Below are 18,646 nucleotides of genomic sequence, written 5' to 3'. Positions count from 1 at the left end.
CAGCGCCCATCAAGCTCAACGAAAGCGAAACAGCTCGCGATGCAGATGCCCGTCCGGCAACAGCCGGGTCAGGGCATCTGCCATCCCCTCCGGCCCGCAAAACCACACTTGCTCGGGCGCATCCTGCGCGATGCGGGCCAGATCCAGCCGCCCGGCCGCCTTGTCCAGATGCAGCTGATAACGCACACCGGTGCGATGACAGAGCTCGACCAACCGCTGGTGGTAGACAGCCCCCGCCAGATCCGGCGCGCACTGGATCAGGGTGCCCCCCTCGCAGCGCTCTCCACGGTCAGCCAGCCCCTCCAGCCAGGCGACGAACGGCGTGATACCTATCCCGGCCCCCAGCCAGAGGGCTCGGCCTCCCCTCTGCGGGGCGACAAAGGCGCCATAGGGGCCGGTCACCACCACTCCATCCCCGACGCGCGCCTCTGCCACCAGCTGACGGGTATGATCCCCGAGCGCCCGCACCGCGATCACCAGCTGGCGCCGATCCGCCGACACCCGCACCAGAGTAAAGGGGTGCGGCCCCTCCTTGGCGTCAAATTCGAAAAAGGCAAACTGACCCGGGCGGTAATGGGCGAGCGGCCGCCCCAACTGCATGGTCAGCTCGCAGGTGTGATCCGCCAGCGCCCGCACCGCAATGACCCGGCCGGGATGGCGATCCCGCGCCCCCACTTGCCCCAGCAGGGAGTAGAGGGCCCCGATAGCTCCCAGCCCACCGATTAACCAGATCGCTACCCCCACCGGGGTCATGGCCCCAATCTGAGGCAGCAGGCAGAGCCCGTGTCCCCACCCCGCCAGATAGATGAGCGGTGCCAGCCGGTGGATCAGCCGAAAACGGCCATAACTCACCAGGGCCAACAAGCTCACTACCACCAGCGCGATTAGCAGATAGAAACTCCACTCACCCAGGGTATTGCCAAGGGCATGGAGCGAGATGCCATTACCTGCACCAGCGCCAGCTGCACTGGCCCCACGCCGGGCGGGACGACTCAGCCAACCCGCCGAGACCGCCCACTTGGGCGCCTCCACCAGCAGCCAGTGAGCGGTCAGTGCCAATGCGCCGCCAATGGCCGTCTGACGGTGCAATCGCAACATCCGGTCCAGACCGCCACACCACACCTCCAGCCGCGGCAGGCGCAACGCCAGCAACAGCGAAATGGCCATATAGGCCATCCCCAGCAGGCCCGTCAGCAGCAACATCTCATGGCGCCAGGGCCACACCCCGTTGGCGTCCCCCGCATAACCCAGCCACCAGACTCCAACCGCCAGCAGCGGCAACAGCCACCACACCCGTTTACTCGTCATAACATGCCCCCTGGTTCCATCGCGGCAGGGCCTTACCCCTGCTCATGGTTCCATTACAACCCCGTCCGGTCACAAGACTTTGCCAGAGGGGGAAGCTTGTGTGGCAATGTGTGACAAACGGCAACAGCAGAGGGGCCCGCCGGCCCCTCTGGTCACCCTTGCTGACTGGCACTCTCTTCATGGGGAATAGCGCAAAATCCACCTCTGCCGTGATTGACGACCCGCCTGCAAAAGGAATCAAATGGGGACGACACATATCTGCGGCGGAAACCCTGCTGCCCACCTTCCGGACAAGGAGCTCCCCCTTGCTTTCATCCACCGAACAACGCGTCTGCTCAAGCTGTCAGCGCGAGACCAACCATGTCGTGGTGCTGGTCGACAAATCCTTTGGCCAGCAGCTGACACCAGAGCAAAAGCGCAAAGCCTTTATCAAAGACTTCATTAACGGCTGGGCCGCCAGCCCCTTTCTGGCCAACATGGATCGCTTTGAACGACATGCCATCTGCGAGCATTGCGGAAATAAAGTCATTGATGAATGAAAAAGGGAGAGGCAATCGCGGGCTTCCATACACCAGCCACCTTTTATGGCCGAAACCCAAAAGAAGGCGTTGCGATTCAGGATCACAACGCCATAGACGTCAATCAAACAACACGGTCACCGGCAACCCTTCCACTTGCAGGTTCGGGGGTAATTTTTCATCCAGCGAGAGTGCGACCTTGAGGGTTGCTTTCTCCCCTTCAAACGGAGCGGCTAACTGAGCCGGCAACTTGTCCGCCAGCTCGACCTGTCTGGCGACCCTGGCAGCCAGACGCTCCCCGCTGGGCAGCTTGACGACAGCCTTGTGTCCAGGAGCCATTGAAGAGAGATATTTGGGCTGCACATAGGCTATCACCAGCGGGTCTTCTCGCTTCGAGATAAGTGCCAGAGGAGCCCCCGAGAATACCCAGTCCCCCTCCTGTACCAGCACATCTGAAACCTTGCCAGTCGCCGGAGCTCTTGGCTGTTGATGGTACGCCATCGCTTCCATCTCGGTCAGCTCCTGATCGAGCAAGTGACGAGCACTGGCTAGCGGTCCGGTCAGTTGGTCCTCACTGATTTGCAGTTCCTGCGCTATCTTCTCTGCCCTTGCCTTCTGCAGAGCTATGCGTGACTGAGTCCAATTCAGCAGGGCCGTTGCGTACTCTGCACTGGATACCAGCTTCTCTTTTTTATAACCGGCATACTCCTGATAGATGACCTCCTGCTCCCGGCTCCCCCGTTCGGCAATACCAATCTGTTCGTCCAGATTGCGCAAGATAGCCTGTTCAGCCTCAGCCTTGCTCAATTCGATGGCCGCTCTGCGCGCTTTTCGTTCCGCCATGTTGGCCTTGAGGGTTGGAGATTCAAACTGCATCAGGGCATCGCCTTGTGACACCCCCTGGCCGGGAGCCGTGTAGATGTGTCGAATAAAGCCATCCCCATTGGCAACAACCAGTTGCGGCTCGGTGGTAATGATGGCTGGCGCCTGGGTCAGCCACCACTCGCGCCCCAGATACCACAGCAGAATAATAACGGGACTGAATGCCAGTAACAGGATGAGATACCAGCGAGCCTTGAAGGCGACACGCTTGGCGGGGGCATACAATACCCGGATCCCTTCATCCGACGTGGCATCCTGCTTCTTGGGGGGATTGAATGTGACTTTCATCAGAATTTATTTCCTCGTTTTAATACCCACCAGGGGGCCATGCTGCTCTCTTCATGACCGCGCCGGAACATCTCATTCAACAGTGCGATGGCGCACCACAAGCGCATCAGCAAGGTGTACACCGGGTAAAGACACAACCATGGCAGCAGACGTAGATCTGCCTTCGGGCGTTCAGATATAGCCAGCAAAAACACGGCGAAATTAACCAGGGTAAGAAACAGGTAAACCAGATAGAGACAGATCATCAACGCAGCGACAAACTGCCCCGGATAGCTAAGCACCAACCACCAGCTATAACCCATGACCAGCAGGGGCAGCACCACGTTTTGCGCCACCCCGTAGATCAAGGTAAACAAAAAGGTCTTCCAGCCCAGAATACGCGGCGTCAGGGAGAGCTTGTGCTTGCGCAGATAGAGAAACAGCAGATCTCCATCCCAGCGTAAACGCTGCTTGGCAAGCGTGATCACGTCTGCGGGCGCATCGGTGTGACCGATGGCACGAGGGGCGAACCCTATCTTTAAAGCCGGATGGCGTTTGAGGTAATGCTTAATACGGACTGTCAGATCCAGATCTTCTGCGGTATGGGTATCCCACCCACCAATCTGGCGCAAAAAATCACGACGAAACGCACCGAAGGCTCCCGAGATATTGTTGATGAGGTTCCACTCGCTCAGTCCCGTCTTGCCCCCCTGCATGGAGATCATGTACTCAATGCTCTGCATCCGGGTCAGTACGCCATCGTTCAGATTTCGCACCCTTAATGCCCCTCCCACAGCAGGCACATCAGGATCATCGAAACAAGCCACGATCTCATCGATCATGTTGTTGTCAAAGGAGGTATCTCCGTCCGCGTTCATCACTATCTCGCCAGTCGCAGCGGAGAGACCGGCATTGAGAGTGGAGACCCGGCCTCCCCTCTGCCATTTCGGTAGCAGGACCAAACTTCTGTTCTCGCACCCCTCGAATTCACGAACACAATTGAGCGCAGCCTGATAGGTATGCGCGTTGGCCTTGGCGCCATCAATCACAGCAATGATTTCCATTTGACCGCGATAAAGCTGTTCCTTGAGCGTCAATATGGTGGAGCGGATCGCCTCACCTTCCCCATAACAGGTGATGATGCAAGACACTTTGGGACAGCGCCGAGCGCGCGGCAGTTCAGATGCCCTGGGAACCTGGCGCGCATACCATTTCAGGATCCCGGTCAACGTCAGCGCCATCAGTGGCACCTCCATCAACAGCAACATGGGCAACAGCAACAGAATCATCCGGGGAGAAAACTGGAGGCTACCCAGTATCTCTATCAGGATGTAGTGCACCGTATTCATCCACTCATGCATCCGGGCTATCTCCATCCAGCCACTGGCCGAGCCATACCGCTGTATCGTCGCCCAACAGGGCGGGCAAAGGTTGTACTTTCACCGCCAGCGTCAGAGCATCCAGTCCTTCGATGAGATTCAATGCCTGAATGCGCTCCTGCAGAATGCGCCAGTCGTCGGCATCAGTATGCGGCAACAGCAATAACAATCGGTCATCGGCATACTGGCAAACGACATCGGTATCACGGAATAGAGCTTGCAAACGGCTGAGCAGAGCGGCCAGTCGCTGCTGAGTCTTTAGCATGCCCAACTCGGCCCGCAACTCAGCCAGATGCTCAACCCGAATAGCCAGCAAGGTATGGCAGCCACCATGGCGTTGCAGCAAGCTATTGTTCCATTGCAGCAACCAGGGGAAGTGCTCCATGGCCATAGGGGTACCCCAGGTCAACGGCAGATGCAGTTGTTGAGTTCCTTCCCGTGCGATGTGGCGGGCCAGCTTGCCGATGCGATATTCATAGATGGGCGCAACCACCAGATCATCGGGTTTGTGCGCCTGGCCACATTCATGGCAACGCGCCTGGACGGCAGCCTCCATAAAACGGGCATGGCATGACAAACAACGGAATTTCTCAAGGGGCCTGTCATAGTCAACACCGATGTGACGCAGAGTCGTGACGCACTTGGGACAACGCAGCACACCCTGTCGCATGAATGCATCCTGATCATCCACGTGCCCGCAGGTGAAGCAGTGCACAGCTGGCTTGGCCTGGATGGCGATATGAGCGCATTCGGGACACACATCGACAAAATTGAGATGTGCCGAGTTGCAACTGTGACAAAGACGTACCCGGTCCACCAGCTGCTCACTCTGCAATAAACGCTCTGCAACCAGCTGCGGGAGGGCATCCCCTGCTTCGCTGCCCAGCAGGCAATCCAGCAGGGGATAGCTGTACCCCTGACGGCAACCAGCCTGCCAACGTGGCAACAAGCGAAAATGGGAGCGAGGCCAGCTGTACCAAGCCAGCTTTTCCATGTCATCCGGATGCTCTCGAGGGGTCAACAACGCCAACCGTTCAAGCATGTCAGAGGCCCGTTCATCCAGCTGTGTCAGGAGACCGTCGGCCAACATGGGAGAGAGCGGGCTCTTCACAACACAAAATACCGGCTGCAAATAACGTATCGGGTCACGCCGCACAGCCTGCAATACCCTGTCCTGCTCATCTGCAGGCAGGTTGAGCAGTAATACCGGCTGCTGCAATGGATCCCAGCAGGACAGATCGAGAAGTGGCAAGGCAACACGATCCACCGAGCCTCCCAGCAGCGCAATCTGACCGGGGTGTTCACTCGTGCTCATCATGGGGAAATAACCTCTTTCCATTCACTGACAAATAGATACCAAGCCAATAAAACGGACCCGCCTGTTGCCATGCATCGGCAGACTCAGGCAATGTCGCGAGATGCGCATTGCCCTGCACGGACAGCACAACAGCAGTGTCAACGTTATCGACGGATAGCATGAAGCAGGCGAACGCGCAGAAAGAGTTGAGAGCTGACGCCATTTTCATGTGCGGCTCAGCCATCTCGGGGGAAGAGATCTGAAGCTTTCCGAGCCCGACTCACATCGGGGGTGGCAAGGTGGGCGATTTTGCAGTTGTGGACAATTTAGTCAACCCGGAAAGATGAGAATAACTAGCAGATAGTTGAATGGATCAATCTTTATGCACAAAGATGACTACAAAAAGCACTATTAACAGAAAAGACAAAAGAGCGTAACTCAGTGAATCTACTATCTTGCAGCCTACAATTCCTATTCATGTTCATATGAATACATATCTGATGGCAAAATGCGGACCCAATCGGCAAGGCGACAAACTGTGTCGCGCACCTGCCAATAATATGGCAGCGTCTGCCACGGTTACGACAACGAATAACCATGAAAAGCACAGCTCCCGGCCTGATCACCGGGAGCTGTGCGGATTATTCGGCTGAAACCGGTTGGTAATGGTTGACGATCCACGCCTCGAAGTCGGCCAGCATGCGGGTTTCCGACTCGTTGTTGTCGGCGATAAGCTCGGCGCCGTGGACCACCCGGATATGGGCATCGAGCGGGCTTCCCTCGCCAGCCGCGGGGCGCTGCTGGGCTGCGGCCATGCAGGCTTGCGCCTGTTGCCACGCCTCAGCGGCGCTCAGGTTGCACGCCTCGGCCAGCGGCACGGCACTGAAGCCTTCACCAGTCAGGCTGCGCAGGGTCTCATCATGAGTCATGCCGTTGCCCGGCCCCCAGTAGTGGGCGGCCAGATCCGGCCCGATGCGCGGGTTGTCGGTGAGGTAGCCATCGCGCTTGAGGAAGTAAGCGCGGGTCTGTTCCACCGCCATCAGCGCCAGCAGGTAGCCGTGATAGGCGCAGGCCGACTCCTGATTAAGGAGGTGCGGAATGGCCAGCAGCGGGCGCGGGCTCTCGACACCGAGGATCTTGCGCTCCCACTTGCGGGCCAGCGCCAGCACAGCCTCGGGAGTACGTTCAGCCTCATCCATGGCGTAGAGATCCCGCTCGAAGTAGGCCACCAGCGCGATCTGACGTTCGTTAAAAGCGCGAAACGGCTGACGGGCGGCGATCATCTCCTTGATAAGCGCATCGGGGATCGCCTCTCCTGCCGCATTTCTGGCGTAGCGTTTGAGCCAGTCGGCATCGTCCAGCAGGCTGTCGCAGAACATCGACTGGGTCTCGGCATAAGCCATAGAGGTGGGCGGAAACTCCTGTGAGAAGCAGGGGGCATTGCCGGTGACATTGGCAAAATGCGCGGCGTGGCCCCCCTCGTGGAACAGGGTGTTGAGCCCGCTCCAGCCGCTGCCCACCTGCGCCGGATCGGCCAGGCTGGTGAAATTGACCACCGCAGGTATCCACTCCCCCTGCTGGAAGAAGCTCGGCACCGGGCCGTGGCAGAAGCCGTTCTCGTATTTCCCCTCCCGGGTCAGCAAGTCCAGGGTGAGGGTCGCCCCGCGATACTGGATGCCGAGACGACGGAAGCTCTCGACCCAATCCTTCAGCGCCCGCGAGAAGGGCACATAAGGATCGAGCTGGCGGGTTACATCACCACTGATGGCGTAGCGCAGGTTATGGGGCATCAGGGCCGCCTCCCCCTTGGCAGCTTTCAGCTCGGCAAGGCTTTGCTGCAGCCGGGCGTCGGTGCGGGAAATGAAGTCGTCGAGGATGGCGAACAACTGCTCCGGGCTCATCTGCTCGTTCTTGCGCACCTTGTAATCGAAGTAGTCGCGATAGCCCATGGCGCTGGCAAAGCGGTTGCGCAGCGCCACCACCTCGAGAAAGCCGTTGCCGACCACCCACTGCTCCAGGGTGTGGAACATGGCGAGCGCGCTCTGGCGCACCGCCTCGCTCGGGCTGGCGGCAAGGGAGGTACTGGCGGCGGGTAGGCTACCAGCCACCTGCTGGCCATGCTCATCCAGCAGGGTCAGTTTCAGCCCCTTGCGGCGGGCGAACAGCGCCGCCTCGGCAGCCACCAGCTCATCCATCAGGGCGGCAGCGGCGGGATCTTCAATCACATTGCACTCGAAGAAGGCGATCCAGCCTTGCAGACCGCGCTTGATATCATCCTCGTCGGCCTGCGCCAGCATCTCCCGCAATTCGGGCAGACGGGCCGGATTGGCGCAAAAAGCCTTGTAGGCCTGCTCGGCCGCGGTAAAACCGGCCTGATCGTCGCTGGTACCCATATAGGTGGACCAGAAGAGATCCTCCTTGCGCCTGTGTACCTGCAGATAGTCGGCGTTGAGCTGGTTGAAGTAATTCCTGGCAATGGAACTCATAAATTCCCTCTTGTTATGGGGTCACCCGCAGCGGGGCCCACTCCTTTTTTAGTGAAATGCCAAATGATTCACACTCTTTGGCAAAAATTGCGCAGGGATGCGCCTGAACACGCTACCAAAAAATGGGGAGTGCTGTCTGCTGGCTATACTGTTGTCAAAACGCTCATTTAAGGGCGCGCGACCACTGGTTAATAGTAAATAAGTTGTTACATCAAGCAATTGGCTGCCGCAGTAACGAGCCATAGAAAATCAACAGGGAATGAGGGTTTCGTCATGTTCAAGCTCGGTGATATCACCGTGAGCCGCAAATTGTTTTTGCTGCTCACGTTGGCGTTTGTCGGTTTTGTCTCGCTGCTGTTCATCTCGGCCAACGCGCTCCAGCGCAATCTGATGAGTGAGCGAGAGGCGCGGCTCAATGCGGTATTAAGCCAGGCCATGAGCCAGATCCAGTTTCTGGCCAGCACCCTGCCTATGGAGCAGGCGCAGCAAGAGGCACGCAAGCTGCTGACCAATATGCGCTTTGACGACAACAACTATCTGTTCGTGATCAATGAGAACCGCCAGATGCTGGTGCACCCCATCCGGCCGGAGCTGGTCGGCCAGACCATGGGGGAAGGAACAGGTGCCACCGCCGGGCAGTTCTGGCTGCAGATGGTCGATATTGCCAAGGGAGGCAAACAGGGCACCCTGCAATATGTCTGGAGCGGCCCATCGGGCGAAACTGCTGACAAGCTCTCCATGGTGTCAGGCTATCAACCCTGGGGCTGGATCCTCGGTTCCGGCATGCTGCTGCAGGATATCCAGCAGACCATCTGGGCCCAGTACATGAAGATGGGTAGCGCCACCGCCATTGTGACCCTGCTGATGGGGCTGCTGGGCTGGCGCATCACCCGCTCCATCGTCTCACCCCTCAACCAGATCAACAACGCCATGCAACGGGTCGCCCAGGGGGATCTGGTGGTGAGCATCCCGGTACATGGCAAGGATGAGCTGGGCATGGTCGCCCGCTGTACCAATCAGAGTCTCGATGCCATTCGTCACGCCCTGCTGGAGGCCAGTCTGGGTGCCCGCAACGTGGCCGATGCAGCCCTGCGCATCGCCGCCTCCGCCGAGCAGACCAATCAGGCGGTGACCAGCCAGCGGGATCAGCTGGCCCAGCTCGCCACCGCCATGAACGAGATGAGCGCCACCATCTCCGATGTGGCCGGGCATGCCGAAAATACCGCGCGGGATACCCAGGAAGCGACCGGAGAAGCTGGCCTCGGCAACCGTGACGTTCACGCCAGTGTGCACGGCATCAAGGCGCTGGCTACCGAGGTGGAGCAGGCCACCCTGCAGGTCAACCAGCTCAAAGAGGGGGTGATGCAGATCGGTGAAGTGACCGCCGTCATCAGCTCCATCTCGGATCAGACCAATCTGCTGGCGCTCAACGCCGCCATCGAAGCAGCCCGTGCTGGCGAGCAGGGACGTGGCTTTGCCGTGGTCGCCGATGAAGTGCGCCAGCTGGCCAGTCGTACCCGCCAGTCCACCGAAGAGATCCAGAGCACCATCGCCCAGTTGCAGCAACGGGCCGTCACTGCTGCCAATGCCATGGATGCCAGCCGAAAACTGGCCGAAAGCAGCGTCAACCAGTCACAACAGGCTGGGCAGGATCTCACTCTGATCGTCAACCATATCCAGCATGTGAGCGACATGGCGACCCAGATCGCGACCGCCGCCGAGCAGCAGAGCATGGTGGCCGAGGATATGAACCGCAACGTCAGCGGCATCAACGACTCGGCGCTGGAGATGTCCCAGTCCGCCTCGCAACTGGCGCAGGAGAGCGAACTGCTGGCCGGTCTTTCTCGCAGCCTGGATGAGCGGCTTGCGGTGTTCAAACTGGGCAAGGAGTCCACCAAGACCCCGATGGCACCAACTCTACATCACACCAATAGCGAGCAGCGCGCCCGTCATTGATGGCGTCAATCCGTGTCGCCTTGTCACCCAACCTGCCAGCCAAGCTGGCAGGTTTTTTTTACGTCAGCAACATGCAATCAACATGCATCTTATCGGCATATTCAACGTTAATCGGTGCCATTCACAGATAAGAGAACAATTTAAAAACAGCCAGTTAGAATGATTTGCGCGCCATTGAATGGCGCATTTAAACATTTAACTTCAAATAATTAATCAATGCAGTGCACAATGCTGATGGCCGAACATTTGGCCCATCACTAACCATCTAGTCATTTGGCAAACTGACCGAAAGGTCGGGACGCAAAGCCTCCGGTCTACAGACGTTTTGTCCAGGATAGCGGGGTTGCCACACGCAAGTGTGCATCGGGGAACTCCCCGGCCAACTGACTGCCCACATCTATCGAACAGAGGAATGTATGGCAGCAAAAATCCAACTCAATCACATCGCGGCGATGCTGGCCCTGCTGGCCAGCGGTAGCGCCCTGGCCCACGGCTACATCAGCCAGCCCGAGAGCCGCAACTACCTGTGCAAAACCGGTGGCAACAGCCAGTGTGGCGGCGTGCAGTGGGAGCCCCAGAGCGTGGAGGGCCCCTCAGGCTTCCCGCAAACCGGCCCGCAGGATGGTCAAATCGCCTCGGCGGGCAGCCCGCGCTGGAGCGAGCTGAACATCCAGACCAGCGACCGCTGGACCAAGCGTGAAGTACAGCCCGGCCCCTTCGCCATCAGCTGGACCTTTACCGCCAACCATGTCACCCGCAACTGGCGCTACTACCTCACCAAGCAGGACTGGAACCCCAACCAGCCGCTCACCCGCGCCTCGTTTGATCTGACTCCCTTCTGCGTCATCGACGGCAACATGGTGCAGCCACCCAAGGAGATGACCCATCAGTGCGTGCTGCCGGAGCGCACCGGTTATCAGGTGATCCTCGGCGTGTGGGAAGTGGGCGACACCAGCAACAGCTTCTACAACATCATCGATGCCAAGTTCAAAGATGGCAGCCAGCCACCGCTGGAGTGGAGTCAGGCAGGCACCATCTACCCCTCCATCGATCTCGCAGTGGGTGACAAGGCGATGACCCGGGTATTCGATGCCAACGGCGAGCGCCCCGATCTGCAGACCGTGCTGACCATCACCACCGCCGAACAGGGCCAGAAGAACAACTGGACCCATGCCCTCGCCAGCAAGATCAACGCAGAGCAGAGCCAGATCCGCGCCGGTCAGCAAGGAGCCGATGGCCAGTTCAATCCGGTCTACGGTATGAACCCCGTCTATCTGAAGCGAAACAGCAAGCTGGAACGAGTCGAGATTGACCTGCAACAGCTGCAACCGCCAGTGGTGGACAGCATCAGCGTCAGCGGTCTGGCCAGCGACTATGTGCTGGACAACGGCCAGGCCACCCTCGATTTCACCGTCACCGCACAGGGCGATCTGGCCGTCACCAACACCCTCTATGACCACGGCGGCGTGGCCAAGGGTGAAAGCAGTGCCGACATCAAGGACAGCAGCCACACCTTTACCATGGCGCTGGAAGGGCTCAAGGCAGGTCACCACCAGCTGGTGATCAAGGCCACCCCGAAAGCGGGCGGCGAGACCATTCAGCAGACCATGGACCTGATGTTCAAGGATCAGAGCAGCGGCGAATACGACTTCGTCTTCCCGAACTCGCTCAAATCCTATGCCGCCGGCACCAAGGTGCAGCAGCCGAAAAATGGCAAGGTCTATCAGTGCAAGCCCTTCCCCTACAGCGGCTACTGCCAGCAGTGGACCACCACAGCCACCCAGTATGAGCCGGGCATCGGCTCCCACTGGCAGATGGCGTGGGATGAAGTACACTAACCCACGCTTGGGCACATAAAAAAGGGCGTCCTCTCTAGCAGGGGACGCCCGGAAAAATCAAACCTTGCGGTTTGCATACCAACGGAACCAAGACCTCACTCTTCACTTACTTCACACACTCAACACACTCTTCAAAACAGGGGTTGTCCATTAACCCTGCCATTTTCCTCCTTCGACGATCACATCATTCGGATCGGTATCAGGGCTCAGCTTGTCACGCACATACTGGTCATAGAGTTTCAGCAAGTACTTTTCTTCCCCCAGCTTGGCGAGACGGTCGTTGACCCAGTCACGCAGCTCGATATTGCCCTTCTTCACCGCCGGGGCAATGGGATCTTCCGAGCCCAGTTTTTCGGGCAGTACCCGATAGCCCGGATTCTCCTTGGCCCAGCTGAACAGCACCAGGTTGTCCTGAGCATAGGCGTCGCCACGGCCCTGGGCCAGCGCCTGCAAGGATTCGGTATTCTTCTCGAACTTGAGCACCTTCCACTCCGGGTGGTTGCGGGTCAGCCAGATGTCGGCCGTGGTGCCGGTGGTCACGATCAGGGTCTTGCTGGCCAGATCGTCGAGCTTCTTGGCCGGGCTCCCTTCCGGCACCAGCACCTGTACCGCCACTCGCAGGTTCGGGTTGGTGAAATCCACCACCTCGCGCCGCTCCGGGGTCACCGTCATATTGGCGAGGATCAGATCCACCTTGTCGCTCTGCAGGAAGGGGATGCGACTGGCTGGCTCCACCGCCACGAACTCGATCTTGTTCTCGTCCCCCAGCAGATCCTTGGCGAAGCGGCGGCCGAGATCGGTGTCAAAACCGACGTAGTTGCCCTTCTCGTCCACGTAGCCAAACGGCGGCTTGTCGGTGAAAACGCCGACGATGAGCTTGTCCCGCGCCTTGATCTTGTCGAGAGAACCGTCCGCCGCATGGGCAGCGCCGCTGGCGATACCCAGTCCCAATAAGGCACTAAGCAGAACCGAGGTGATTTTTTTCATGCTGACTCCTTTCGTTTGATGACATTTGTATAAGAAAACTTGGCGAGGAACTGGCGCGCACGCTGGCTCCTGGGATTGTCGAAAAATTGGTGGGGCGCGGCCTGCTCCAGAATGTGGCCACCATCCATGAAGACGATGCGATCCACCACCGCCCGGGCGAAGGCCAGCTCGTGGGTGACGATAAGCAGGGTCATGCCGCTACCGGCGAGATTGCGGATCACCTCCAGCACCTCCTGCACCATCTCGGGGTCGAGAGCGGCGGTTACCTCGTCAAACAGCATCACCTGCGGGTTCATGCACAGCGCCCGCACGATGGCGATGCGCTGCTGCTGGCCGCCGGAAAGCTGGCGCGGATAGTCATGGCGCCGCTCCCACAGGCCGATGCGGGTCAGCAGCTGCTCGGCTTGCAGCAGCGCCTCTGCCCGCTCCCGCTTTTGCACCTGCAGGGGGCCGAGCAGCACATTTTCCAGCACCGTCAGGTTGGGGAAGAGGTGATAACTCTGGAACACCATGCCGATCCGCTGGCGCACCCGCTGCCAGTCGGTGGAGCCATCCAGCAGCACACCATCGAAGCGGATCTCGCCCCCCTGAATGGGCTCGAGCCCGTTGAGAGTGCGCAGCAGTGTGCTCTTGCCGCAACCGCTTGGCCCCAGGATGACGATCACCTCCCCGGCGCGCACGCTGAGGCTGATCCGATCCAGCACCAGATTCGGGCCGAACTGTTTACTGACAGAACCGAGTTCAAGCAGAGGTGTCATACCGCATTACCCCATTGTTGCTCCAGCCGGCGCGAGGCGAGCGAGAGCGGATAGCAGACCAGAAAAAAGAACAGAAACAGCAGACCGTAAATAAGCAGCGAGCCATAGGTGCGCTCGATGATCTGCTGGCCCACCTTGATCACCTCCACCACCCCGATCAGCACCGCCAGCGAACTGGTCTTGATGATGCGGGTGTAGATGTTGATGGTCGGCGGTGTCAGCCGCTGCAACGCCTGCGGCAGCAACACATGGCGATAGAGCTGCCAGGTCGAGAGCCCGAGCGCCAACCCGGCCTCCTGCTGACCACGGGCGAGGGAGTTGAGGCCACCGCGCACCACCTCTCCCACCTCGCTGGCGCCCCAGAGGGCGAGTACCAGCACGGCGCACCAGAAGGCCGGAATATCGAGGCCGAAAAAGATCGGCAACCCGAAGAAAAAGAGATAGAGCCACACCAGCACCGGCACTACCCGAAACAGCTCGAGATAAAGCCGCAGCAGACCCCGCACCAACCGGCCGCCCTGTTGTGCCAACACGCCGTAAGCGATACCGCCGAGGGTGGCAAACAGGATGGCCAGCAGCGAGATGGCGAGGGTCTGGCCTGCGCCCACCGCCAGCAGTGGCAACGCCTGCGTCAGCTGCTCAGTAACGGAATTGACCATATTGAGCCCTCCTTTCCTGCGCCTCGGTGGCGAATGACTGCGGCAGCTGGAAGATAAGTGCCCACATCGGGATCCTCGCCTGCATTAGCGATTCAGTGACCGAACTGACCATGTTGCAGCCTCCTTTCAACGACGCGCAGAGCGAGGGAGAGCGGCAGAAAGATCAGCACGCACATCAAGGTCAGCACCGCCAGCATCTCGTAGGTCTTGTAGTAGAGGGCGATGTAATTCTTGGTGGTGTAGAGCAGCTCTGGCACCGCCACCGCCGAAGCCACGGTTGTCTCTTTGAGCAGAAAGATGAAGTTGGCAAACAACGCGGGCAGACTGGCGAGCCAGGCCTGGGGCAACTGCACGTGGCGCAGCAGTTGCCAGCGGGAGAGGCCGATGGCCCGGCCAGCCTCCAGCTGACTGGCGGGCACCGCCTGAATGCCCGCCCGCAGCGCCTCGGTCAGATAACCACCGCCGAGGAAGGTCATGGCAATCACCGCGGTAGTAAACCCGGAGAGCGACAAACCGAGCGCAGGCAGCCCGAAATAGAGGAAGAAGAGCTGGATAAGCAGCGGCGTGTTGCGAGCCAGCTCGACATATCCGCGGATCAGTGCGCTGAGCTGCCGCTTGTGCAGGCTCAACAGGGCGACGTTGAGCAGGGCGACCGCCAGCGAAGTGAGGATCACTATGGCTCCCAGTTGCAAGGTGACCCAGACCGCCTTGCCGAAGGCGGGCAGCGTCGTGAGGATGAAAGGCAGATCCAGATTCATGCCGGGATCCTCCCGTCACGCTGCAGACGCTGGGGCAGGACAGTGATCGCATCCGGGTACTTGATGCCGGTACCGGTATTGAGCACCACGACCTGCTCTCCCCCACGGATCCAGCCAGCCTCGCGCAGTTGCCGAGCAGCAGCAAACGCGGCGGCCCCCTCAGGGCAGACAAAACTGCCTTCGCGAGAGGCAAGCTGGCGGATCTCGCTCTGGATGGCCTTGTCATCCACCGCGATGGCGCAACCCTCGGTGCGATAGAGGGCGTCCAGCACCAGAAAATCCCCCAACGCCTTGGGTACATTGATGCCGAACGCCAGCGTCCGGGAGTCGGGCCAGAAGCTCGATTCGGTGGCTCTCTGTTGCCACGCCTGCACAATGGGCGCGCAGCCACTCGCCTGTACCGCGACCAGTCTGGGCAACGCGCCCTTTACCCAGCCCAGCTCCTGCAGCTCGCGCAGCGCCTTGTAGATACCGATGAGGCCGACCCCGCCACCGGTCGGATAGATGATCACATCCGGCAGGGTCCAGCCCAGCTGTTCGGCAATCTCCAGCCCCATGGTCTTCTTGCCCTCAATCCGGTAAGGCTCCTTCAGGGTTGAGGCATCAAACAGGGCGTGCTCCGCCACCGCCTGCGCCACCTGACGACCAGCATCGCTGATCAGGCCATCCACCAGATAGAGACGGGAACCGGCGAGGGAGGTCTCCAGCCGGGTGATGGCGGGGGCTGCCTGCGGCATAACGATGGTGCTGCGCAGTCCAGCACGGGCACCGTAGAGCGCCCATGCAGCGCCTGCGTTGCCGTTGGTCGGCATGGCGAAGTGAGTGACGCCGAGTTCACGCGCGCGGGAGATGCCCACCGCTGCACCACGAGCCTTGAAGGAGCCGGTGGGGATGACGCTCTCATCCTTCATCCAGAGATCCGGAATACCGATCTGCTTGCCCAGCGTAGGCAGCCGTAGCAGTGGGGTGAATCCCTCCCCCAGCGTCACAACGTGGGCGGGATCCCGTACCGGCAGCAACTCGTGATAACGCCACAGGCTGGCCGGGCGCCCCAGCAATGCCGCCGGGTGCCATGCTCGCTTCAGCGCATCGAGATCGTAGCTGGCCAGCAGTGGCGCACCTGCCCGGCTCAGTTGCCAGGGCTGGTCAGCCTCATGGATCTCGCCACTCTTGCTGCAACGCAGATGTGATAGGTAGCTATACGGCATGCTTTATCCTGAATGGATCGACTTTGGTCAGTCACTTATTCCATCCTGCAACCCAAGTACCGGATAACAAACAAAATTAACTGGCAAACCTAAGTGAAAAAATTCATATGAAGCCGTCTGTTTTCGCTGGCAATCTCATCTGCCAGCAATAAGGAAGGGAGCCATTGGCTCCCCTTTTGTCATCTCTTCCTATTCAAATCTGGAAGTCGAGGGCGGGCTCGCTGCCCATGGCGCGGGCCTGAATATCCGCCAGCGCCAGCTCGGGGTTGCAGAGCTGGATAAACTGCCAGGCAAAGTTGTGCTGGAACTGCCCCTGCTTGAGGCCAATCCAGGCGGTGTGGGGGGCAAAGAGATGGCTGCCATCAAGCTGTACCAGCCCCTGATCACGCTGGGTGTCGAACGCCATATCGGCCAGTATGCCGACCCCCATCTCCAGCTCGACATAGGTCTTGATGACATCGGAGTCCTGCGCCGTCAGCAGGATCTGCGGCTCGATGCCAGCCGCAGCAAACGCCTCATCCACCCGCACCCGCCCGGTCAACCCGGCTTGATAGGTGACGATGGGCCAGTTGGCCAGCGCCGCCAGCGTCAGATCCCGCTCGCCAGTCAGCGGATGTTGCTCGGGCACCACGATATTGTGGTGCCAGCGGTAGTAGGGGAATGCCACCACCCCTTCGCTCTTGTCGAGCTGCTCGCTGCTGATGCCGATATCCACCTCGCCGGTCTGCACCAGCCGCACTATCTCCTCCGGGCTGCCCTGACGCAGCTCCAACTGTACCAGCGGGAACTGCTCGCGAAACGCCTTCACCACCCGCGGCAGGGCATAGCGCGCCTGGGTATGGGTGGTCGCCACCAGCAAGCGGCCCGAGTCGCGGTTGGCGAAGGTGCTGGCCAGTTTGCGGATGTTGTTGGCGTCATTGAGAATGCGCTCGGCAATCACCAGCAACTCCTTGCCAGGCTCGGTCATACCGAGCAGCCGCTTGCCGTAGCGGATAAATAGTTCGATACCGAGCTCCTCTTCCAGCTCGCGGATATGGCGACTCACCCCGGATTGCGAGGTAAAAAGGGCGTTGGCCACCTCGGTCAGGTTGTAATCCCGCCGCGCTGCCTCCCGGATAATGCGTAACTGCTGAAAATTCACCTTGTCGCCTCCTGCGAAGAGTGGGCGACACAATCTGCCCGCCCCTCTCATTTTTGTTATTTGGCCGGGATCATGCCCGGCTAACAGCCTGAAACGGGCGACCACACCGCCCGCAACACAGCATCAAATCTGATAATCGGGATAGAACTGCGCCTGTCTGGCCACCAGCCTCACCCCCTGTCCCGGAGCAAACAGCTTGGCCGCCTCCTTGCTCAGCTCCGCCTCATAGTGGGCCCCTTTGGTTTCGCCATCGCCACGCAGTTCCACCCGAATGCGTGGCCCCATGGGCAGCAGACGGGTGATGGTGGCGCGGATCCCGCCCGGCGCATCGGCTGGCAGAATCTCCAGTTCATGGGGACGGACATAGGCGATGGCGGCACTGCCGTGGGCCAGATGAGAAGCCGACGGCCCGCCGAGCAGCTGCTCGCCGACACCGAATCCCTGCTCCGCCACCCGACCGCGGAACTGGTTCACGCTGCCAAGGAAGCTGTGGACGAAGGAGCTGGCGGGCTGGTCGTAGACCTCGGCCGGGGTGCCAATCTGCTCGACCCGTCCGGCGTTCATCAGCACCACCCGATCTGCTACCTCCAAGGCTTCTTCCTGATCGTGGGTGACGAACAGGCTGGTGACGTGCAGCTCGTCGTGCAGCTCGCGCAGCCAGCGGCGCAGCTCCTTGCGCACCTGCGCATCGAGGGCGCCGAAGGGCTCGTCCAAGAGCAGTACCTTGGGCTGCACCGCCAGCGCGCGGGCCAGCGCGACCCGCTGACGCTGACCGCCGGAGAGCTGGGTCGGATAGCGCTCGGCCACGTGGCTGAGCTGCACCAGATCCAGCAGCTCTTTGACCCGGGCACGAATGGCCGCCTCGGCCGGGCGTTCACTGCGCGGTTTGACCCTAAGGCCAAACGCCACGTTCTCGAACACCGTCATGTGGCGAAACAGGGCGTAGTGCTGGAACACGAAGCCGACGTTACGCTCGCGCACATGGAGATCCGAGGCATCCTCACCGCGGATGATGACGCTGCCACTGTCGGCTTGCTCCAGCCCGGCGATGATCCGCAGCAGGGTAGTCTTGCCGCAACCGGAGGGGCCGAGCAGCGCCACCAGCTCACCGTCGTGAAAGTCGAGGTTGATGTCTGCCAGCGCCGCGTACTGATTGAAATGCTTGTTGAGTTGTTGAACCTGAATGCTCATGGCTGCCTCTTTA

At 59.9% G+C, this 18,646-nt stretch carries 15 protein-coding genes and 1 riboswitch; of the genes, 3 read left to right on the top strand and 12 right to left on the bottom strand.

Going from position 1 to position 18,646, the window contains the following annotated elements; all coding sequences use genetic code 11:
* Nucleotides 1-15 precede the first annotated feature (15 nt).
* On the bottom strand, nt 16-1,308 hold the full coding sequence (locus G5182_RS08895; protein ID WP_227341456.1) for a ferredoxin reductase family protein: 1,293 nt from the start codon (nt 1,306-1,308) through the stop codon (nt 16-18).
* Nucleotides 1,309-1,487: 179 nt separating this feature from the next.
* On the opposite strand from G5182_RS08895, the gene G5182_RS08890 reads away from it, so the two are divergent.
* Entirely contained in the window at nt 1,488-1,847 is a 360-nt protein-coding gene (locus G5182_RS08890; protein ID WP_421254334.1) for a hypothetical protein, read from the top strand.
* Nucleotides 1,848-1,946: 99 nt separating this feature from the next.
* On the opposite strand, the gene G5182_RS08885 is transcribed toward G5182_RS08890, so the two are convergent.
* From G5182_RS08885 to G5182_RS08870, 4 genes are all read right to left on the bottom strand, one after another.
* Nucleotides 1,947-2,996, bottom strand: coding sequence for an HlyD family secretion protein (locus G5182_RS08885; protein WP_216952122.1), 1,050 nt, complete (start codon nt 2,994-2,996; stop codon nt 1,947-1,949).
* Nucleotides 2,996-4,336, bottom strand: coding sequence for a glycosyltransferase family 2 protein (locus G5182_RS08880; RefSeq protein WP_216952123.1), 1,341 nt, complete (start codon nt 4,334-4,336; stop codon nt 2,996-2,998). Before G5182_RS08880 ends, G5182_RS08885 begins: the two co-directional genes overlap by 1 nt.
* Nucleotides 4,329-5,672: a diguanylate cyclase domain-containing protein gene (locus G5182_RS08875; RefSeq protein WP_227341458.1), complete on the bottom strand. Its 1,344-nt coding sequence runs from the start codon at nt 5,670-5,672 to the stop codon at nt 4,329-4,331. Before G5182_RS08875 ends, G5182_RS08880 begins: the two co-directional genes overlap by 8 nt.
* A 620-nt stretch (nt 5,673-6,292) precedes the next feature.
* A complete protein-coding gene (locus tag G5182_RS08870) occupies nt 6,293-8,137 on the bottom strand; it encodes a M3 family metallopeptidase (protein WP_227341459.1) in 1,845 nt (614 codons plus the stop codon).
* Between the two features lie 273 nt (nt 8,138-8,410).
* On the opposite strand from G5182_RS08870, the gene G5182_RS08865 reads away from it, so the two are divergent.
* Nucleotides 8,411-10,093, top strand: a complete 1,683-nt coding sequence (locus tag G5182_RS08865; RefSeq protein ID WP_227341460.1) for a methyl-accepting chemotaxis protein — start codon at nt 8,411-8,413, stop codon at nt 10,091-10,093.
* Nucleotides 10,094-10,358: 265 nt separating this feature from the next.
* A riboswitch (cyclic di-GMP riboswitch) is annotated at nt 10,359-10,444 on the top strand.
* Nucleotides 10,445-10,509: 65 nt separating this feature from the next.
* On the top strand, nt 10,510-11,931 hold the full coding sequence (gene gbpA, locus G5182_RS08860) for an N-acetylglucosamine-binding protein GbpA (RefSeq protein WP_421254333.1): 1,422 nt from the start codon (nt 10,510-10,512) through the stop codon (nt 11,929-11,931).
* A gap of 150 nt (nt 11,932-12,081) precedes the next feature.
* Here gbpA and G5182_RS08855 read toward each other — a convergent pair whose 3' ends face one another.
* The 7 genes from G5182_RS08855 to G5182_RS08825 all read right to left on the bottom strand — a co-directional run bounded on the left by G5182_RS08855 (nt 12,082) and on the right by G5182_RS08825 (nt 18,633).
* Nucleotides 12,082-12,918 (bottom strand): transporter substrate-binding domain-containing protein, encoded by an 837-nt coding sequence (locus G5182_RS08855; protein ID WP_040067363.1) that lies wholly within the window; start codon nt 12,916-12,918, stop codon nt 12,082-12,084.
* Nucleotides 12,915-13,676, bottom strand: a complete 762-nt coding sequence (locus G5182_RS08850) for an amino acid ABC transporter ATP-binding protein (protein ID WP_421254332.1) — start codon at nt 13,674-13,676, stop codon at nt 12,915-12,917. Before G5182_RS08850 ends, G5182_RS08855 begins: the two co-directional genes overlap by 4 nt.
* Nucleotides 13,673-14,335, bottom strand: a complete 663-nt coding sequence (locus G5182_RS08845; protein WP_159142968.1) for an amino acid ABC transporter permease — start codon at nt 14,333-14,335, stop codon at nt 13,673-13,675. The genes G5182_RS08850 and G5182_RS08845 overlap by 4 nt, the downstream gene beginning before the upstream one ends.
* Nucleotides 14,336-14,427: 92 nt before the next feature.
* The gene (locus G5182_RS08840) at nt 14,428-15,093 is read right to left on the bottom strand and encodes an amino acid ABC transporter permease (RefSeq protein ID WP_216952129.1); all 666 of its coding nucleotides are present in this window, start codon (nt 15,091-15,093) and stop codon (nt 14,428-14,430) included.
* A complete protein-coding gene (locus G5182_RS08835) occupies nt 15,090-16,301 on the bottom strand; it encodes a threonine synthase (RefSeq protein ID WP_227341464.1) in 1,212 nt (403 codons plus the stop codon). The genes G5182_RS08840 and G5182_RS08835 overlap by 4 nt, the downstream gene beginning before the upstream one ends.
* A 193-nt stretch (nt 16,302-16,494) precedes the next feature.
* On the bottom strand, nt 16,495-17,442 hold the full coding sequence (gene cbl / locus G5182_RS08830; protein ID WP_159157696.1) for an HTH-type transcriptional regulator Cbl: 948 nt from the start codon (nt 17,440-17,442) through the stop codon (nt 16,495-16,497).
* Nucleotides 17,443-17,565: 123 nt separating this feature from the next.
* On the bottom strand, nt 17,566-18,633 hold the full coding sequence (locus G5182_RS08825; RefSeq protein WP_106843854.1) for a sulfate/molybdate ABC transporter ATP-binding protein: 1,068 nt from the start codon (nt 18,631-18,633) through the stop codon (nt 17,566-17,568).
* Nucleotides 18,634-18,646 lie beyond the last annotated feature (13 nt).

Origin of the sequence: Aeromonas sp. 600948, assembly GCF_049174875.1 — a bacterium.
Taxonomy (GTDB): Bacteria; Pseudomonadota; Gammaproteobacteria; order Enterobacterales; family Aeromonadaceae; genus Aeromonas; species Aeromonas veronii_A.
Note: the sequence above shows the minus strand (reverse complement) of the source record. Positions and strands in the feature narration are given on the sequence as shown.

Coding starts and splice junctions, on each gene's coding strand:
- G5182_RS08855 (WP_040067363.1), bottom strand. CDS start 12,918: ATGAAAAAAATCACCTCGGTTCTGCTTAGTGCCTTATTGGGACTGGGT.
- G5182_RS08880 (WP_216952123.1), bottom strand. CDS start 4,336: ATGCATGAGTGGATGAATACGGTGCACTACATCCTGATAGAGATACTG.
- G5182_RS08875 (WP_227341458.1), bottom strand. CDS start 5,672: ATGATGAGCACGAGTGAACACCCCGGTCAGATTGCGCTGCTGGGAGGC.
- G5182_RS08825 (WP_106843854.1), bottom strand. CDS start 18,633: ATGAGCATTCAGGTTCAACAACTCAACAAGCATTTCAATCAGTACGCG.
- G5182_RS08850 (WP_421254332.1), bottom strand. CDS start 13,676: ATGACACCTCTGCTTGAACTCGGTTCTGTCAGTAAACAGTTCGGCCCG.
- G5182_RS08835 (WP_227341464.1), bottom strand. CDS start 16,301: ATGCCGTATAGCTACCTATCACATCTGCGTTGCAGCAAGAGTGGCGAG.
- G5182_RS08885 (WP_216952122.1), bottom strand. CDS start 2,996: ATGAAAGTCACATTCAATCCCCCCAAGAAGCAGGATGCCACGTCGGAT.
- G5182_RS08840 (WP_216952129.1), bottom strand. CDS start 15,093: ATGAATCTGGATCTGCCTTTCATCCTCACGACGCTGCCCGCCTTCGGC.
- G5182_RS08865 (WP_227341460.1), top strand. CDS start 8,411: ATGTTCAAGCTCGGTGATATCACCGTGAGCCGCAAATTGTTTTTGCTG.
- G5182_RS08895 (WP_227341456.1), bottom strand. CDS start 1,308: ATGACGAGTAAACGGGTGTGGTGGCTGTTGCCGCTGCTGGCGGTTGGA.
- G5182_RS08890 (WP_421254334.1), top strand. CDS start 1,488: ATGGGGAATAGCGCAAAATCCACCTCTGCCGTGATTGACGACCCGCCT.
- G5182_RS08870 (WP_227341459.1), bottom strand. CDS start 8,137: ATGAGTTCCATTGCCAGGAATTACTTCAACCAGCTCAACGCCGACTAT.
- G5182_RS08845 (WP_159142968.1), bottom strand. CDS start 14,335: ATGGTCAATTCCGTTACTGAGCAGCTGACGCAGGCGTTGCCACTGCTG.
- gbpA (WP_421254333.1), top strand. CDS start 10,510: ATGGCAGCAAAAATCCAACTCAATCACATCGCGGCGATGCTGGCCCTG.